At 72.5% G+C, this 15,887-nt stretch carries 14 protein-coding genes and 1 pseudogene; 2 read left to right on the forward strand and 13 right to left on the reverse strand.

The window, feature by feature from the left end:
- Positions 1–356 precede the first annotated feature (356 nt).
- The 7 genes and pseudogenes from ACIQM3_RS35935 to ACIQM3_RS35965 all read right to left on the reverse strand — a co-directional run.
- Positions 357–443, reverse strand: a pseudogene (locus ACIQM3_RS35935) (AraC family transcriptional regulator); the annotation flags it as partial.
- Between the two features lie 83 nt (positions 444–526).
- Positions 527–1,345 carry a pyrroline-5-carboxylate reductase gene (gene proC, locus ACIQM3_RS35940; RefSeq protein WP_401632387.1) on the reverse strand — a complete coding sequence of 273 codons (819 nt, stop codon included), beginning with the start codon at positions 1,343–1,345 and terminating at the stop codon, positions 527–529.
- Between the two features lie 63 nt (positions 1,346–1,408).
- Positions 1,409–2,167, reverse strand: a complete 759-nt coding sequence (locus tag ACIQM3_RS35945; protein ID WP_401632175.1) for an ABC transporter permease — start codon at positions 2,165–2,167, stop codon at positions 1,409–1,411.
- Positions 2,164–2,958 carry an ABC transporter ATP-binding protein gene (locus tag ACIQM3_RS35950; protein WP_401632176.1) on the reverse strand — a complete coding sequence of 265 codons (795 nt, stop codon included), beginning with the start codon at positions 2,956–2,958 and terminating at the stop codon, positions 2,164–2,166. The genes ACIQM3_RS35945 and ACIQM3_RS35950 overlap by 4 nt, the downstream gene beginning before the upstream one ends.
- Before the next feature lie 64 nt (positions 2,959–3,022).
- Positions 3,023–3,793, reverse strand: a complete 771-nt coding sequence (locus ACIQM3_RS35955) for a class I SAM-dependent methyltransferase (protein WP_401632178.1) — start codon at positions 3,791–3,793, stop codon at positions 3,023–3,025.
- A gap of 51 nt (positions 3,794–3,844) precedes the next feature.
- The gene (locus ACIQM3_RS35960) at positions 3,845–4,390 is read right to left on the reverse strand and encodes a hypothetical protein (protein ID WP_401632181.1); all 546 of its coding nucleotides are present in this window, start codon (positions 4,388–4,390) and stop codon (positions 3,845–3,847) included.
- Positions 4,391–4,424: 34 nt separating this feature from the next.
- A complete protein-coding gene (locus ACIQM3_RS35965) occupies positions 4,425–4,757 on the reverse strand; it encodes an SH3 domain-containing protein (protein WP_401632182.1) in 333 nt (110 codons plus the stop codon).
- A gap of 123 nt (positions 4,758–4,880) precedes the next feature.
- On the opposite strand from ACIQM3_RS35965, the gene ACIQM3_RS35970 reads away from it, so the two are divergent.
- A complete protein-coding gene (locus ACIQM3_RS35970) occupies positions 4,881–7,025 on the forward strand; it encodes a PQQ-binding-like beta-propeller repeat protein (RefSeq protein WP_401632389.1) in 2,145 nt (714 codons plus the stop codon).
- Between the two features lie 30 nt (positions 7,026–7,055).
- Here ACIQM3_RS35970 and ilvD read toward each other — a convergent pair whose 3' ends face one another.
- The 5 genes from ilvD to ACIQM3_RS35995 form a co-directional block, all read right to left on the reverse strand.
- Positions 7,056–8,906, reverse strand: a complete 1,851-nt coding sequence (gene ilvD / locus ACIQM3_RS35975) for a dihydroxy-acid dehydratase (RefSeq protein WP_401632185.1) — start codon at positions 8,904–8,906, stop codon at positions 7,056–7,058.
- 142 nt (positions 8,907–9,048) lie between these two features.
- Entirely contained in the window at positions 9,049–10,263 is a 1,215-nt protein-coding gene (locus tag ACIQM3_RS35980; protein WP_401632391.1) for a PQQ-binding-like beta-propeller repeat protein, read from the reverse strand.
- Positions 10,264–10,484: 221 nt separating this feature from the next.
- Positions 10,485–11,108, reverse strand: a complete 624-nt coding sequence (locus ACIQM3_RS35985) for a TetR family transcriptional regulator (protein WP_401632188.1) — start codon at positions 11,106–11,108, stop codon at positions 10,485–10,487.
- On the reverse strand, positions 11,105–11,917 hold the full coding sequence (locus ACIQM3_RS35990; RefSeq protein ID WP_401632393.1) for a sugar phosphate isomerase/epimerase family protein: 813 nt from the start codon (positions 11,915–11,917) through the stop codon (positions 11,105–11,107). Before ACIQM3_RS35990 ends, ACIQM3_RS35985 begins: the two co-directional genes overlap by 4 nt.
- 95 nt (positions 11,918–12,012) lie before the next feature.
- Positions 12,013–12,960 carry a Ppx/GppA family phosphatase gene (locus tag ACIQM3_RS35995; RefSeq protein WP_401632191.1) on the reverse strand — a complete coding sequence of 316 codons (948 nt, stop codon included), beginning with the start codon at positions 12,958–12,960 and terminating at the stop codon, positions 12,013–12,015.
- Positions 12,961–12,992: 32 nt separating this feature from the next.
- Between ACIQM3_RS35995 and ACIQM3_RS36000 the strand changes: the two genes are divergently transcribed.
- Positions 12,993–13,835, forward strand: coding sequence for a hypothetical protein (locus ACIQM3_RS36000; protein ID WP_401632194.1), 843 nt, complete (start codon positions 12,993–12,995; stop codon positions 13,833–13,835).
- Positions 13,836–13,949: 114 nt separating this feature from the next.
- On the opposite strand, the gene ACIQM3_RS36005 is transcribed toward ACIQM3_RS36000, so the two are convergent.
- Entirely contained in the window at positions 13,950–15,731 is a 1,782-nt protein-coding gene (locus ACIQM3_RS36005) for a hypothetical protein (protein ID WP_401632197.1), read from the reverse strand.
- Positions 15,732–15,887: the final 156 nt, after the last annotated feature.

Here is a 15,887-nt window from a genome sequence, read left to right on the forward strand (position 1 = left end):
AATCGCTTTCCAGTTCTTCGCTTTCGCGTTTCCCTTTCCGGCGAGTCCGACTCTATCAGATCCTTTCGGGCCTGATTCCCAGTCAGCGGGGTTTGCCTTCCCGGCCCTTGGGCCGTTCCGACGAGTGAGACTTTAGCGGAATCCCCGGCCCCGACGCTAATCGGGCCACCTTCGAACGCTGATTCCTCATTTCGCACGTGTGCACGTAAAAACGCACGACAGACGTCGTTCGTTTCGAGTGGTTACTGCGGAATGGCTGTCCGGGGACCGACCGGGGTCGGCGCTCACGTCGGACAACTCGGAGCACACTACGGATCAGGGCAGGACGTGTCAACCCTCGTCCTGCCCGCCTCTGGGCGCATCGTGATCTCGCTGCCGAACCCCACGCGACGGGCCACCTCCGGGACCGGCAGGTCGGTCCGTCCCCACGGCTTCTGGGCGGCGAGGGTGGTGTGCTGCGAGGAGCTGATGGCCGCTGTGAGGTAGCCGGTCGTCCACTGCCGGGCAGGGCGCCCTGCCCGGCAGGTCAGCCGTTGCCCGTCGCCAGCTCCCGGCTCCGGTCCCGGGCCGCTTCGAGCGCGGCGATGAGGGCGGCCCGTACGCCGTGGTTCTCCAGTTCGCGGATGGCGCTGATGGTGGTGCCGGCCGGGCTGGTGACGGCCTCACGGAGCTTGACCGGGTGTTCGCCGCTGTCCCGGAGCATGACCGCCGCGCCGATGGCGGCCTGGACGATCAGGTCGTGGGCCTGGGCGCGGGGCAGGCCGAGCAGGATGCCCGCGTCGGTCATCGCCTCGACGAGGAAGTAGAAGTACGCGGGTCCCGAGCCGGAGAGCGCGGTGGCCGCGTCCTGCTGCGACTCAGGGACCCGGAGCGTCTTGCCGACGCCGCCGAAGATCGCCTCGGCGTGGTCGAGGTGCTCGGCGGTGGCGTGGCTGCCTGCGGAGATGACGGACATGCCCTCGTCGACCAGGACGGGGGTGTTCGGCATGACGCGTACGACCGGGGTGCCGGCGGCGAGGCTGTCCTCGATGAAACCGGTCGTGATGCCCGCGGCGGCGCTGATGACGAGCCGGTCGGCGGTGACGTGCGGGGCGAGCTCGTCGAGGAGCCTGCCCATGTCCTGGGGCTTGACCGCGAGGATGAGGATGTCGGCGTTCTTGGCGGCCTCGGCGTTCGTGACCGCCTCGACGCCGTAGCGGGTACGGAGCTTCTCGGCGCGCTCGGCACGGCGAGCGGTCACCAGCAGGTCGCGGACCGGCCAGCCTGCCCTGATCATGCCGCTCAGCAGGGCCTCGCCGATCTTTCCTGTACCGAGGACTGCGACTGTCTGGGTCATGCGGTTCATCCTCCGGGTGGCGGCGCGCGGTACGCGGTGCTCGTCGTTGGCCGCCATCCTCGCACCGCGCCGTCAGGCGGTGCGGCGGCGGAGGGTGGCGGCGCCGAGACAGAGGACGAGCAGGGCGCAGCCGGCGACGATCAGGATGTCGCGGTAGAAGTCGGCGGTGATGTCGGTGTGGGTGAGGACCTGGTTCATCCCGTCGACGGCGTACGACATCGGCAGGACGTCGGAGACGGCCTCCAGGACGGGGTGCATCCGCTCGCGCGGTGTGAACAGTCCGCACAGCAGCAGCTGCGGGAAGATCACGGCGGGCATGAACTGGACCGCCTGGAACTCCGAGGCGGCGAAGGCCGAGACGAAGAGGCCGAGCGCCGTGCCGAGGAGCGCGTCGAGCAGGGCGACCAGGAGCAGCAGCCAGGGGGACCCGACGACGTCCAGCCCGAGGACCCAGACGGACATCGCGGTGGCCAGGAGCGACTGGGCGACGGCGACGGTCCCGAACGCCAGCGCGTATCCGGCGATCAGGTCGCCCTTGCCGAGGGGCATGGCGAGGAGGCGTTCGAGGGTGCCGGAGGTGCGTTCGCGGAGGGTGGCGATCGAGGTCACCAGGAACATCGTGATCAGCGGGAAGATGCCGAGCAGCGAGGCGCCGATGGCGTCGAAGGTCCCCGCGTCCGCGTCGAAGACGTAGCGCAGCAGCGTGATCATCAGGACCGGGACGACCAGCAGGAGCGCGATGGTGCGGGGGTCGTGGCGGAGCTGGCGCAGGACGCGTCCTGCGGTGGCGAGGGTGCGGGCCGGGGAGAGCGCGGGGGCGTCGGTGCTCATCGGGTCGTCTCCTGGCGGGCGGCGCCCTCGTCCGCGGCGGCCTCGTCCACGAGGTGGAGAAAGGCCTCTTCGACGGTGGCGGAGCCGGTACGGGTGCGGAGGGCGTCGGGGGTGTTGTCGGCGAGGATCGCGCCCTCGCGCATGAGCAGCAGCCGGTGGCAGCGTTCGGCCTCGTCCATGACGTGGGAGGAGACGAGGATCGTGGTGCCCCGGTCGGCGGCGAGGGTGTGGAAGAGGTCCCACAGATCACGGCGCAGCACGGGGTCGAGGCCGACGGTCGGCTCGTCGAGGACCAGGAGTTCGGGGGTGCCGAGGAGCGCGACGGCGAGGGAGACGCGGCTGAGCTGACCGCCGGAGAGGGTACCGGCGAGTGCGTCGGCGTGGCTGGTGAGGTCGACGTCGCCGATGGCGCGGGTGACGGCTTCCGCGCGGTCGGTCCGGTGGGCGCGGCCCGGCTGGAGCACGGCCGCGAAGTAGTCCAGGTTCTGCCGCACGGTGAGGTCCGTGTAGACCGACGGGGCCTGCGTCACGTAGCCGACGCGGGCCCGCAGGGAGGGGTGGCCGGCGGGGCGGCCGAGGACGTCGAGTGTGCCCGTGACCTTGCCCTGGGTGCCGACGACGGCCCGCATCAGCGTGGACTTGCCGCAGCCGGACGGACCGAGGAGGCCGGTGATCCTGCCCGGCTCGACGGTGAAGTCGAGGCCGCGCAGGACGGTTCGGGCTCCTCGTACGACGGTGAGGGCACGTGCCTCGACGGCCCCCGCGTCCGTGGTACGCCGGGAATTCATCATGTGATGAATATTGATCCCGCCGAAGGCGCCGCGTCAAGGGAGGCGGCGCGCCCGGACCGGGCTGTCAGCGGATCAGCAGGGCGACTTCCACCACGTAACGCTCCTCGACCGCACCGTCGGGGAACACGGCGGCCAGGTGCTTGCGCTCCTCGTCCAGGAACCGGCGGGTGGACGCCTCCTCGGCCGCGCCGCGCACGAGGAACGCGGAGTGGCTGGCGAGGTTGGCGAGGTGCAGGTCGACCGGCACGGTCCGGGACCAGGGCAGGAGCCGCTGCGTGAACTCGCCACCGGACAGCTGCCCGAGGTTCCGGGAGCCGGCGCCGCCCGGTGCGCCGTGGGCGCTGTCGTCCGTGCCGAAGTGGCGGCGCAGCCGGGTGTCCTGGTCGGCGATCCAGGGGACGGAGTCGTCGGCGACGTTCCACCAGAGCGCCAGCGCGCCCCCGGGACGCAGCACTCGGAGCGCTTCGGGGAGGGCCAGGGCCGGGTCGGTCCAGTGCCAGGACTGTGCGTAGGTGACCAGGTCGGCCGACGCGGTGGCGAGGGGAAGGCGGTTGCCGTCACCCCGGACCACAGGGACGGACGGCAGCGACCGGCGCAGCTCTCCCGCCATGCCGGGGCCCGGCTCGACGGCGGTGACCAGGGCACCCCGGGCGTGCAGCAAGCGGGTGGCGATGCCCGTTCCCGCCCCGACGTCGACGGTGCGGGCGCCCTTGAGGGGGCGGCCGGCCAGCTCCTCGACCGTGTCCAGGAGTACGGGCGGATAGCCGGGGCGGGCGGCGGCGTACTGGGCGGCGGCGCTGTCGAAGGAAAGGGCGCGGGGCGTGGATGCGGTCATGCGTTCATCGTGCAGGCACTCCGGCGCACGCACGTGTGGAGCGCGTCAGCTCTACCTGCGCCCGGAGCGCTTCCCCTTGCCACCCTTGCGGGCCGCCGGGTTGCCGGTCCGGGAGGAGCGGCGCTTCGTGTACTGGGCGAGTGCCGTCTCGTACTCCGTGCGCCGCAGCTTCTCGCCCGGCGCCTCCTGGAACGAGCGGATGAAGTAGGCGAGCAGCGAGCCGATGAAACCGATCGACTTGAGGCCGCGCAGCCGGTCCTCGTGGGACGGGTCGGCGGGGCGGCGGGTGAAGCCCTCCCAGGTCTTGCGGAAGGCGATGGCGCTGCAGACCGCGAACATCAGGACGACGAGCATGCCGACGAGGCTGCCGACCTCCGCGATCTCCAGGCCCTGGTAGGCGAAGCGCAGGACGAAGCACCCGGCCACGGCCGCGGCGAGCGAGCCGAGGGTGGCGCCCACGCGCCGCAGCCCGTATCCCCCGTCGTGGCCGACCCAGGTCGTACCGAAGAAGCGGAGGGATTCGGGCTGCGGCCCTGGTGCGGTGGAGCCCGAAGGCGCGGCCGAGGGCGTTCCGGGGGCTTCGCTGTTCTCGCTCACGGAATCGATTATCCCCGGACGCGTGTCTCTTCCGTCAGTCGCAGCGCGGAGCGATGTAGCCGTCACTGCCTGTCTTGACGTAGGCGTCCGACACGAACTGCCCGTTGGCGATGTTGTCCCAGAGGTTCGACGTGCCGTACGGACCGGACACCCGCTCCCCCGGCTTCTGGCAGTACACCGGGACGCTCATCCCGTACGGCAGCGTCCGGACGATCCCGTACTGCGTTCCGGGACCCCTGCGGACGTTGACCCGGTAGCCGGGAGCGATCGGGTAGACGACGGTGCTCGCGGCGAGCGTCGTCACCTCCCCTGCGGCGTCCGACTCGTCCGTGGTGACTGTGGCGACAGCGTTCTCTTCAACACCCATGCGGGCCTCCCCCGTTGAAAGCGATGCGTGTGACGCGCAGGCTAACAAGCCCCACGCTCCTCGCACGCACCATCGACTAGGCTCCGTGCGTCGCGCTTGCGCACGAACACACGGGGGTGGGCGATGCCGCCGCTGCGAGGGACCGGATCACATCCGGAAGCGGAGCATCCTGAGTACGCCGGGCAGTACCGGCTCGAAGCATGTCTCGGAGCGGGCGGCATGGGTGTCGTACACCTGGCGCGCTCTCCCTCCGGGCTGCAGCTGGCGGTGAAGGTGGTGCACCGCCAGCACGCCGCGGACCCGGAGTTCAGGGCGCGTTTCCGGCAGGAGGTCGCGGCCGCCCGGCGGGTCAGCGGGGCGTTCACCGCGCCGGTGGTGGATGCCGATCCTGGGGCAGCGCTGCCCTGGATGGCCACCCTGTACGTCCCCGGCCCGACGCTCGCCGCGCAGGTGAAGCGGAACGGGCCGATGAGCCCCGCCGAACTCCGCAGGCTCACGGCCGGGCTCGCCGAGGCACTGCGCGACATCCACCGCGCCGGTGTCATCCACCGGGATCTCAAGCCGAGCAACGTGCTGCTCCCCGACTCCGGGCCCAAGGTCATCGACTTCGGTATCTCCCGGCCGTACGACAGTGATCTCCGCACGGAGACGGGCAAGCTGATCGGCTCTCCGCCGTACATGGCGCCCGAGCAGTTCCAGCGGCCCCGCGAGGTCGGCCCGGCGGCGGACGTGTTCGCGCTGGGGGCGGTCCTGGTCCACGCGGCGACGGGGCGGGGGCCCTTCGACTCGGACAGCCCGTACCTCGTGGCCTACCAGGTGGTGCACGACGAGGCCGACCTGGCCGGGGTGCCGGCGGATCTCGCGCCGCTGGTGGGGCGTTGCCTCGCCAAGGACCCCGGTGAGCGCCCCACCCCGGACGAGATCATGGCCGCGCTGCACCCCCCTTCGTACGAGGCGGCCGCCTTCATACCCGTCCAGCGCAGACCGGTGGCCGCCGAGTCGGTGGTGGCGGACGAGGGCACGACGCACGTACGGGCGGCGGACGGCCTGCCGTCCGGCGCGGAGCCGGTGAAGGGCCGTCGCAAGCGGTACGGCATCGCTTTCGTCGCCGCGGCAGCGGTGCTGGTGGCCGGAGGCCTGCGGGCGGCCGGGGGCGGCTCCGGGGCGCCGGAGGCGGGGCCCGGCGCGAAGAAGGGGGGCGCGGCGGCCTTCGTACCGTGGCAGACACCGCTGATGTCGCGGGGCGGCTCCACACCGTCGTGCGCCACGGGGGCAGCCTCGGAGCTGTACTGCGTCTCCGCCGGCTACGGCACGGTCCGGCTGGATCCGTCGGACGGCCGGCCGGTCTGGTCGCACCGGGACACGGCGTCGAAGGGGGGCCCGAGCCCCGCGGGCGCGGTGACCGGGAGCGCGGCCTTCACCGTCGCGGCGGGCGAAGAGGTCCGGGCGTACTCACCCGGTGAGGGCACTCAGCTCTGGCGCAAGGACCTCTCCGCGTACCTCGACGCCCCCTTCCCCGCCGGCGGGACCCTGCTGACGGTCCGCCAGGACGGGACGCTCCAGGCACTCGACGCCGCGACCGGCGCATCCCGGTGGCGGCGCGCCGTCCCGGGCCATGTGAGCCCGGGCTACGCGCTCCACGATCCACGGACCGGCCTCGCTTACGCCTTCGAGAGCTCTGCGGAGGGGTCCACCACCCTGGTCACGGCCATCGGGGCGAAGACCGGCGAGACGGCCTGGCAGCGCAGGCTGGACGGGATGCTCACCCCCGCCGGGACGTCGGACGGCGCGCTCCTGCTCACCTCGATGAACGAGAAGGCGCAGACCACCGGGCTCGTCCGCTACGACCCGGTGCTGCGGAGCGCGACCCGCATCGCGCTGCCCTTCCGGATGAACGGACCGGAGACCGTGGTGGACGGGGACACGGCCCTGCTCCTCGAGCGCGGCGGGACCCTGCTGGCTCTCGACGTACGCCCGGGCGCCGGGCGGGCCGAGCGGTGGCGGCTGGAGACGGCCGTCGGGATGACCTCGGCACCGGTCCTCGGAGCGGGCGGCCGGCTGTACTTCTCCGCCGCCGACGGCCGGCTGCTCGCCGTCGACACGGAGCACGGGACGCTGCTCGGCCAGACGCGCCCCCGGCTGCGGGACGGGAAGCTCAGCCACGCGTCGTCCCTGCCCGCCCCCGTCGTCCTGGGCCGGAGCGTCATCGGCACCGCTCCGGACGGGTCGGTCTTCGCCGTGGACGCGGACGACCCCGCCCACTGGTGAGACCAGGGACGGGGCCGGGGGACCCGCAGGTCAGCCGAGCTTGGTGACGTCGCGGACCGCGCCGCGGTCGGCGCTCGTGGCCATCGCCGCGTAGGCGCGCAGGGCCGCCGAGACCTTGCGCTCGCGGTTCTTCGGCGCGTACACGCCGTTCAGTGCCTCGCGGCGGGTGGCGAGTTCGGTGTCCGGGACGAGCAGCTCGATCGAACGGTTCGGGATGTCGATCCGGATCCGGTCCCCGTCCTCGACCAGCGCGATCGTGCCGCCGGATGCCGCCTCGGGCGAGGCGTGACCGATGGACAGGCCCGACGTGCCGCCGGAGAACCGTCCGTCGGTGACGAGTGCGCAGGTCTTGCCGAGGCCGCGGCCCTTCAGGAAGGACGTCGGGTAGAGCATCTCCTGCATGCCGGGGCCGCCGCGCGGGCCCTCGTAGCGGATGACGACGACGTCGCCGTCCTTGATCTCCTTGCGGAGGATCTTGTCGACGGCGTCCTCCTGCGACTCGCAGACGACGGCCGGTCCCTCGAAGGTCCAGATCGACTCGTCGACGCCCGCCGTCTTCACGACGCAGCCGTCCACGGCGAGGTTGCCCTTGAGGACCGCCAGGCCGCCGTCCACGGAGTACGCGTGCTCGAGGTCGCGGATGCAGCCGCCCGCGGCGTCCAGGTCCAGGGTCTCCCAGCGCTCCGACTGCGAGAAGGCGGTGGCGCTGCGGACGCAACCCGGGGCGGCGTGCCAGAGCTCGACGGCCTCGGGCGCCGGGGAGCCGCCGCGCATGTCCCAGTTCTTCATCCACTCGGCGAGGGTCGCGGAGTGGACCGCGTGCACGTCCTCGTTCAGCAGCCCGGCGCGGTGCAGCTCGCCGAGGAGGGCGGGGATACCGCCCGCCCGATGGACGTCCTCCATGTAGTACGTGCCACCGGGGGCTACGTTGGGGGCGACCTTCGACAGGCAGGGGACGCGGCGCGAGACCTCGTTGATGTCGTCGAGGCCGTAGGCCAGCTCGGCCTCCTCCGCCGCGGCGAGCAGGTGCAGGATCGTGTTGGTGGAGCCGCCCATGGCGATGTCGAGCGCCATGGCGTTGTCGAACGCGCCGCGGGTGCCGATGGCGCGCGGCAGGACCGTCTCGTCGTCCTGCTCGTAGTAGCGCTTGGTGATGTCGACGACCGTGCGGCCGGCCTCCTCGTACAGCGCCTTACGGGCGGTGTGGGTGGCGAGGACCGTGCCGTTGCCGGGGAGGGAGAGGCCGAGGGCCTCGGTCAGGCAGTTCATCGAGTTGGCGGTGAACATGCCGGAGCAGCTGCCGCAGGTGGGGCAGGCGTTCTCCTCGATGCGGAGGATGTCCGCGTCGGAGATCTTGTCGTTGACGGCGTCCGAGATCGCGTCGACCAGGTCGAGCTTGCGGACCGTGCCGTCGACGAGGGTGGCCTTGCCGGCCTCCATCGGACCGCCGGAGACGAACACCGTGGGGATGTTGAGGCGCATCGCGGCCATCAGCATCCCGGGGGTGATCTTGTCGCAGTTGGAGATGCAGATCAGGGCGTCGGCGCAGTGGGCCTCGACCATGTACTCGACGCTGTCCGCGATGAGGTCGCGCGACGGCAGGCTGTAGAGCATGCCGCCGTGGCCCATCGCGATGCCGTCGTCCACCGCGATCGTGTTGAACTCGCGGGGCACCGCGCCAGCCGCCTTGATCGCCTCGGAGACGATCCGGCCGACCGGGGCGAGGTGGGTGTGGCCCGGGACGAACTCGGTGAAGGAGTTGGCGACCGCGATGATCGGCTTACCGATGTCCTCGCTGGCTACGCCGGACGCCCGCATAAGGGCGCGGGCGCCCGCCATGTTGCGGCCGTGGGTGACAGTGCGGGACCTCAGCTGGGGCATCGTCTCTCGCTCCTTCGACAGAAAAGACTGTCTCCGAGCGTACGCCTCCCGTGCCAAGATCTGGACAAGGCGTCCGAAATGCGGGATGTGATGCTCAACGGGTGGTCCGGCGAGGGCTTCCCGCCGGCCCCGCCCCCTCGCGTCACACCGCCGGCAGCGCCATGAGGCGTTCGGCGTGCAGCGCGGCCAGCCGCTTGCCGCCGGAGACGACGTACCACTGCTCCGTGCCCGCGCCGTCGCCGAAGGTCCAGCGGAGCTTGCCGTCCCGCGCGCCGTACGCCTGGACGCCGCCGTCCTTGCCGAACTCCGTCGCCCCGTACAGAGTCTCCCCCACCCTGGCGAACTGGAGCGGGACCGAGAGCTCGCGCAGGTCGTCGGCGTTGTGCCACAGCTTCCTGCCGGTGGCGGGGTCGACGGCCCACAGGGCGTGGGCGCTGTCGGAGGCGTAAACCACGCCTTCGAGGACGGTCGGCCCGTTGAACGTGTCGAACTCCTCGGTCTCCAGTGCCCAGCGCTCGGCGCCGTCGTCCACCCCGAAGGAGCGCAGGTGACGCCCGTCGGAGACGACCACCGCGCCGTCGTGGACGGCGATCCTCTCGAAGTTGGCCCTGCTGATCTTCTTCGTCCACAGCTGTCGCCCGGTCGCGGTGTCGCGGACGGTCAGGTTCTTGCGGAGGTCGGTGTAGACGAGGCGGTCGCCGAGCACCGCTGAGGTGAGTCCGGACTCGTCGGTCCCGGTGTCCCGCTTCTCGCTCCAGACGGCCTTGCCGGTGCGGACGTCGATGGCGGCGATCACATTGGTCCGGGAGCTGAGGTCCTTCTCCAGGATGCCCGCGATCACGTACACCCGTCGGCTGTCGGCGCCGATCGGCCGCGGCTGGTTGTACCGCCCCTCCAGGCGGCTGCGCCACGTCTCCTTGCCCGTGGCCGGGTCGAGACCCACGAGATCGCCGTCGTACTCGCCACTGGCCAGGTAGAGCGTGTCCCCGCTCGTGATCAGCCGCGCGCCCGGCTGGGCGGCGCCCGGCAGCGACCACAGCTTCTTGCCGGTGGCGAGGTCCCGGCCCACCAGGGGGTCACCGGCGACCAGCACGACATCGCCCACGACGGCGAGCACCTCGTGGTTGCCGAGGGTGCCCACGTCGGTCTTCTCCTGCCACAGGGCACGCGGGGCGGTCCCTGCGGGAGGGGTCGTGAACGCGTCGCCGCCGCCCTTGCCGCTCCCACCGGGCGCCGGGCCACCGGTGTTGCCGCCGGAGGCGTCGGCCTTCTCCGGCCCGCACGCGGTCGTCACCGCTCCGGCCAGCGCCAGGCCCAGTCCCGCACCGGCCAGCCGCAGGAGCCGTCTGCGCGGCATGGTGGCACCCCTGCCGTCCTCCGACGGCCCGCCCTGTCCGTGCCCGCCTCTGATCGACCCGTTCATGATCGTCTCCCCCGCCCGTTGTGCACGCCGTGTACGTCCGGCCCGCATGATCCCGGACAGCCAACCATCCGGATCCGGCCACGGCCGGTGCCGGTACCGACTCGCGACATCGTTGTGATGCGACCGGCACAGCCGTCACACAGGCAGGACCGGGGTCAGCCCTCGCTCAGATACCGCTGGAGCGTGGGGGCCACCATCGCGATGATCTTCTCCGGGTCCGTGGATGCCAGGGGCTCCGCCCGGATGACGTAGCGCAGGATCGCGATACCGATCATGTGCGAGGCCGCGAGTTCGGCGCGGAAGGTCGGGTCGGGCACGTCCAGCTCCGCCGCGATCCGCTCCAGCAGGCGGCGCAGCACGAAGCCGCGCAGCACCTTCGCCGCCGCCTCGTGCGTGAGCGCGGAGCGGAGGATCGCCAGGAGCGGTGCCCGGGAGACCGGGTTCTCCCATACGCCGATGAAATACCGGGCCAGCCGCTCCCCCAGGTCCTCCGACGGGCCGCCCAGGATCGTGGGGATGACGAGCGCGGGCTCGAAGGAGAGCTCGATGGCCGCGGCGAAGACCTCGTCCTTCGTACCGAAGTAGTGGTGGACCAGGGCCGCGTCGACGTCCGCCGCCCTGGCGATGCCCCGGACCGACGTCTTGTCGTAGCCGCGTTCGGCGAACTCCTCGCGGGCCGCCTCCAGGATCCGGGTCCTGGCGTCGGGGCCGGTGGCGCCCGCCGTACGGGAGGGGCGGCCCCTGCGCCGGGGCGACGGGCCGTCGGCGCCCGGGGTCACGGGCGGGGCGTCCGCGCCGACGACGCCAGATGGAGCCGGGTGAAGGCGAGCGCCTCCGCGAGATCGGCCTCGCGCTCGGCCGAGGACATGGCACGGCGGGTGTTGACCTCGATGACCACATGGCCGTCGAAGCCGGTACGGGCCAGCAGCTCCAGCAGTTCCGCGCACGGCTGGTCGCCCCGGCCGGGCACCAGGTGCTCGTCCTTGCCGGAGCCCTTGCCGTCGGCGAGGTGGACATGGGCGAGCCGGTCGCCCATCCGGTCCACCATGGCCAGGCTGTCGGTGCGCGCGGTCGAGGTGTGCGAGAGGTCCACGGTGAAGTGCCGGTAGTCGTCGTTGCTGACGTCCCAGGCGGGGGCGTACGCGAGCATCTCGCGGTCCCGGTAGCGCCACGGGTACATGTTCTCCACCGCGAAGCGCACGTCGGTCTCGTCCGCCATGCGCCAGATGCCGGAGACGAAGTCCCGGGCGTAGTTCCGCTGCCACCGGAACGGCGGATGGACCACCACCGTCGAGGCGCCGAGCTTCTCCGCCGCCGCCCTGGCCCGCTGGAGCTTCACCCACGGGTCGGTGGACCAGACCCGCTGGGTGATCAGGAGACAGGGGGCGTGCACGGCCAGGATCGGCACCTGGTGATAGTCCGACAGCCGCTGCAGCGCCTCGATGTCCTGGCTGACGGGGTCGGTCCAGACCATGACCTCGACACCGTCGTAGCCCAGGCGCGCGGCGATCTCGAAGGCCGTCGCCGTCGACTCCGGATAGACGGAAGCCGTCGACAGGGCGACCTTCGCATCCGGGATGCGCACCACTGGTTCTGCCACGTGGACAGCGTACGGGCAGCGGTACGCGAGTCCGAGGGAGCCCGGCTGAAAGTGACGAGGCCCATGAGGGGCACACGCCGGGTTCAGGCCAGGGCGGCCTGCTCCGCCGGCAGGTGGTCGAGCCGGCGCAGGATGACTCCCTCGCGCAGCGCCCAGGGGCAGATCTCCAGCTCCTCGACCCCGAACAGGTCCATCGCGCCCTCGGCGACGAGCGCGCCCGCCAGGAGCTGAGCGGCGCGTCCCTCGGTGACCCCGGGCAGATTTCCCCGCTGTTCGACGGTCATCGCCGACAGCTTCGGCACCCACTCCTCCAGGGCCTTGCGGGTGAGGACGCGCTGCACGTAGAGCCCCTCGGCGGAGCGGGCGGCGCCCGCGATCCTGGCGAGCTGCCGGAAGGTCTTGGAGGTGCCGACGACGTGGTCGGGCGGCCCCAGCCGGGTGAACTCGCCGACCGTACGGGCGATGCCGGCGCGGACATGGCGGCGCAGCGCCTTCACGGCCGTGGCGTCCGGCGGATCGCCCGGGAGCCAGGCCGCGGTGAGCCGGCCGGCGCCGAACGGCAGCGAGACGGCGGCGTCGGGCTCCTCGTCCAGCCCGTAACCGACCTCCAGCGAACCGCCGCCGATGTCGAGGACCAGCAGCTTGCCCGCGGACCAGCCGAACCAGCGGCGCGCCGCCAGGAACGTAAGCCGGGCCTCCTCCTCGCCGCTGAGGACGGCGAGGGAGACACCGGTCTCGTCCCGCACCCGGGCCAGCACCTGGTCCGCGTTGCCCGCCTCACGCACGGCGGAGGTGGCGAACGCCAGCACGTCCTCGCAGCCCTTGTCCTCGGCCGCCTGGAGGGCCTCGGTGACCGTCGTCACGAGGCGGTCAACACCCTCGGGGCCGATCGCCCCCTCCGGGTCGAGGAGTTCGGCGAGCCGCAATTCCGCCTTGTGCGAGTGGGCGGGCAGCGGGCGGGCGCCGGGATGCGCGTCGACCACCAGGAGATGCACCGTGTTCGACCCCACGTCGAGGACTCCGAGTCTCATACGGGAACGCTACTGCGGCTTACTCTGGGCACGTGCCAAAGACGAAAAAGGCGAAGCCGGACAAAGCCACGAAGAAGCAGCAGAAGACGGAGCGGGAGAGGCGGCAGCCGGACGCGACCGGGCCGGACGGCCCCGACGAGAAGGGGCTCGACTTCGCGCGGGCCTGGGTGGAATTCCCCGATCCCGCCGACGACGAGCAGGTCTTCCGCTGTGACCTGACCTGGCTGACGTCCAGGTGGACCTGCATCTTCGGCAGCGGCTGCCAGGGAATCCAGGCGGGCCGCGCGGACGACGGCTGCTGCACGCTGGGCGCGCACTTCTCGGACGAGGACGACGAGAAGCGGGTCGCCGGGCACGTGGCACGGCTCACTCCGGAGCTGTGGCAGTTCCACGACGTCGGCACCGAGACCGGCTGGGTCGGCGTCGACGAGGACGGCGAGCGCCAGACGCGGCGCTGGGAGGGCTCCTGCATCTTCCAGAACCGCCCCGGGTTCGCGGGCGGCATGGGCTGTTCCCTGCACATCCTGGCCCTCAAGGAGGGCAAGGAGCCGCTGGAGACCAAGCCGGACGTGTGCTGGCAGCTGCCGGTCCGCCGTACGTACGACTGGATCGAACGGCCCGACGACACGCGCGTGCTCCAGATCTCCATCGGGGAGTACGACCGCAGGGGCTGGGGCCCGGGCGGTCACGATCTGCACTGGTGGTGCACCTCGGCGACGTCCGCGCACGGGGCCGGTGACCCGGTCTATGTGTCGTACCGGCCCGAGCTCACCGAACTGATGGGCAAAGAGGCCTACGACCGGCTGGTCGAGCTGTGCGAGCAGCGGCTGGCGTCGCTGCTTCCGATGGCGCCGCATCCGGCCGATCCGGCCTGAGGCAGGCCTTCCGGGGGCGGCTTCCGCCTCCTTGACGGCGTCCTGACCGCGTCCTGACGGCGTCCTGGTGTGCAGCGCACAAACGTTCCGCCGCGTACCTGGGCGCCGTCCGCGTCAGCCGGCGGGCCCGGACGGTTCGCCCGGCTCCGTCGGGTCGGGCGCGGTGGAGCCGCCGGACGGCGACGGGGTGGGGCCGGGCGAGCCCGGTCCTTCGGTGGGCGGCTCCGTCGGCGTGGGCGTCGGGTCCGGCGGATCGGTGGGGTCCGTGGGGTCGGGGGTCGGCTCCGACGGGGTCGGCGAGGACGGGGCGGGGCTCGGGGTCCCGGACGACGGATCCGGTGACGGCCGCGGGCTCCCGGGGCGTGGGGCCGTGGCCCCGTAACCGGTGATCGCGACCGCGGACCCCGACGGGGCGAACAGGACACGGGCGCTCCACGGGCCGCGAGGCTCGGCCGCGCTGTTCACGAACACATGGAGGCTGACGCTCCGGCCCGGCGCGACCGTGCCGGACGTACGGCTGAGACGCAGCCACGGGGCGTCCGCCCGGGCCGACCAGACGACGGCCTCGTCGCCGGTCGCGGTCAGGGTGATCGTCGTACGGCTGCCGGACGTGCGGGCCGAGACCGCGAGCGAGGCCGCCCCGTCCGGGCCGGCGCCGACGCTGATGACCTCGGCCGAGACATCCGGGCTTCCGGCTTCCGCGAAGCCGTCGTGTCCCTCGGGGCGGGCGTTGCCCGCGTTCTCGTAGTGGTCGTACGGATCGCCGTCAGGGCTCGGTTCGCCGTCCACGTCCGTCGCCGTGACCGATGTGTCGCGGCCCTCGCCGGTCAGCGGCGCCCCCCGGTAGGCGGCCCAGAGGGCGATCACCGGGGCGGCGACGACGGTCGCGACGACCGTCGTGGTCACGACCCGGGCGCGCAGCCGGTCCCGGCGCGCGGCGTGGTCCTTGGGGTCCAGCGGGAAACCGGTCCGGCCGAAGCGCGGGGCACCGGACCGGGAGCGCCGGGCATGGGTCAGGGCGACGTGCACCGAGGGGCGGGGCGCCTCCACGACCGGCAGTGCGGCGGCCGGGGTGACCGTCGCGCCGGGCCAGGGGCCGGTTGCCCCGGCCCGCTCGGCGGCGCGGCGGCAGCGGGGGCAGTCGTCGACGTGCCGGACGAGCTCCCGGCGCAGGGCCGCCGAGAGCAGCACCTGGTGGGCGCCGGTGAGCCGCGCGACGGAGGGGCAGTCGCCCGTCTCCACGACGGCGAGGGCCGCGCGGGTGCGCTCCACCTCGCAGGCCGCGCCCGCCAGGAGCTCCCTGGCGCTGCCGGGGTCGAGGCCGAGGACGGCGGCGACGGCGCGCGGGGTGAGCCCGTGGCGCACGGCGAGCTCCAGCGCCTCGCGCTGCTCGGGGGTGGTGCCCGCGGCCTCGGGCCAGGCCAGCTGCGCGAGTTCACGCCGGCGCGCCTCGGCCACCGGGGACTCCGTGGAACAGCTGGGGGCGGCGGCCTCCTCCGGCGCGCCGTGGGCGGACCGGTGTCGGGACGCGCGGGCGGCCTCGCGGGGCGCGGTCCGCGGGGCGGGCGCCGGGCGCCGGTGCGCCTGGCGGCCCCGCCGCTGCTCGGTGAGCGCCCGCAGACAGGTCCATCTGGCCAGGGCGTAGAGCCAGGATTTACGTTCCTCCTCGGCCGCGGGGCACCGGCCGTCCTGCCGCTCGGCGATGGCCAGGACCGAGCCGAGCGCCTCGGTGGCCGCCTCGTGGTCGCAGAGCACGGAGAGGCAGTAGGTGAACAGGCCGTCGAGATACGGCTCGTACCGTGCGGACGATCGCTGCGCCGAAGGACGGGCCGCACGGCGGTGCGCCCGGTGTGCGCCGGTGGGGTGCGTGGGGGTCTCCAGCCTGCTGCTCGTCACGTGGCGACCGTAGGCAGATACGGGCGGAACCCTGACCGCACTTTCCTACATTTAATCCTTACGGGTGACAGTCCCTCTCGAAAGGGGACAGGAATCCCGGATTCCATCAAAAATGACGCATCGGGCACATGTTCGACCACAGTGCCCACGGCCGGA

Source organism: Streptomyces sp. NPDC091271, assembly GCF_044757505.1.
In the GTDB taxonomy this organism is placed as follows: Bacteria; Actinomycetota; Actinomycetes; order Streptomycetales; family Streptomycetaceae; genus Streptomyces.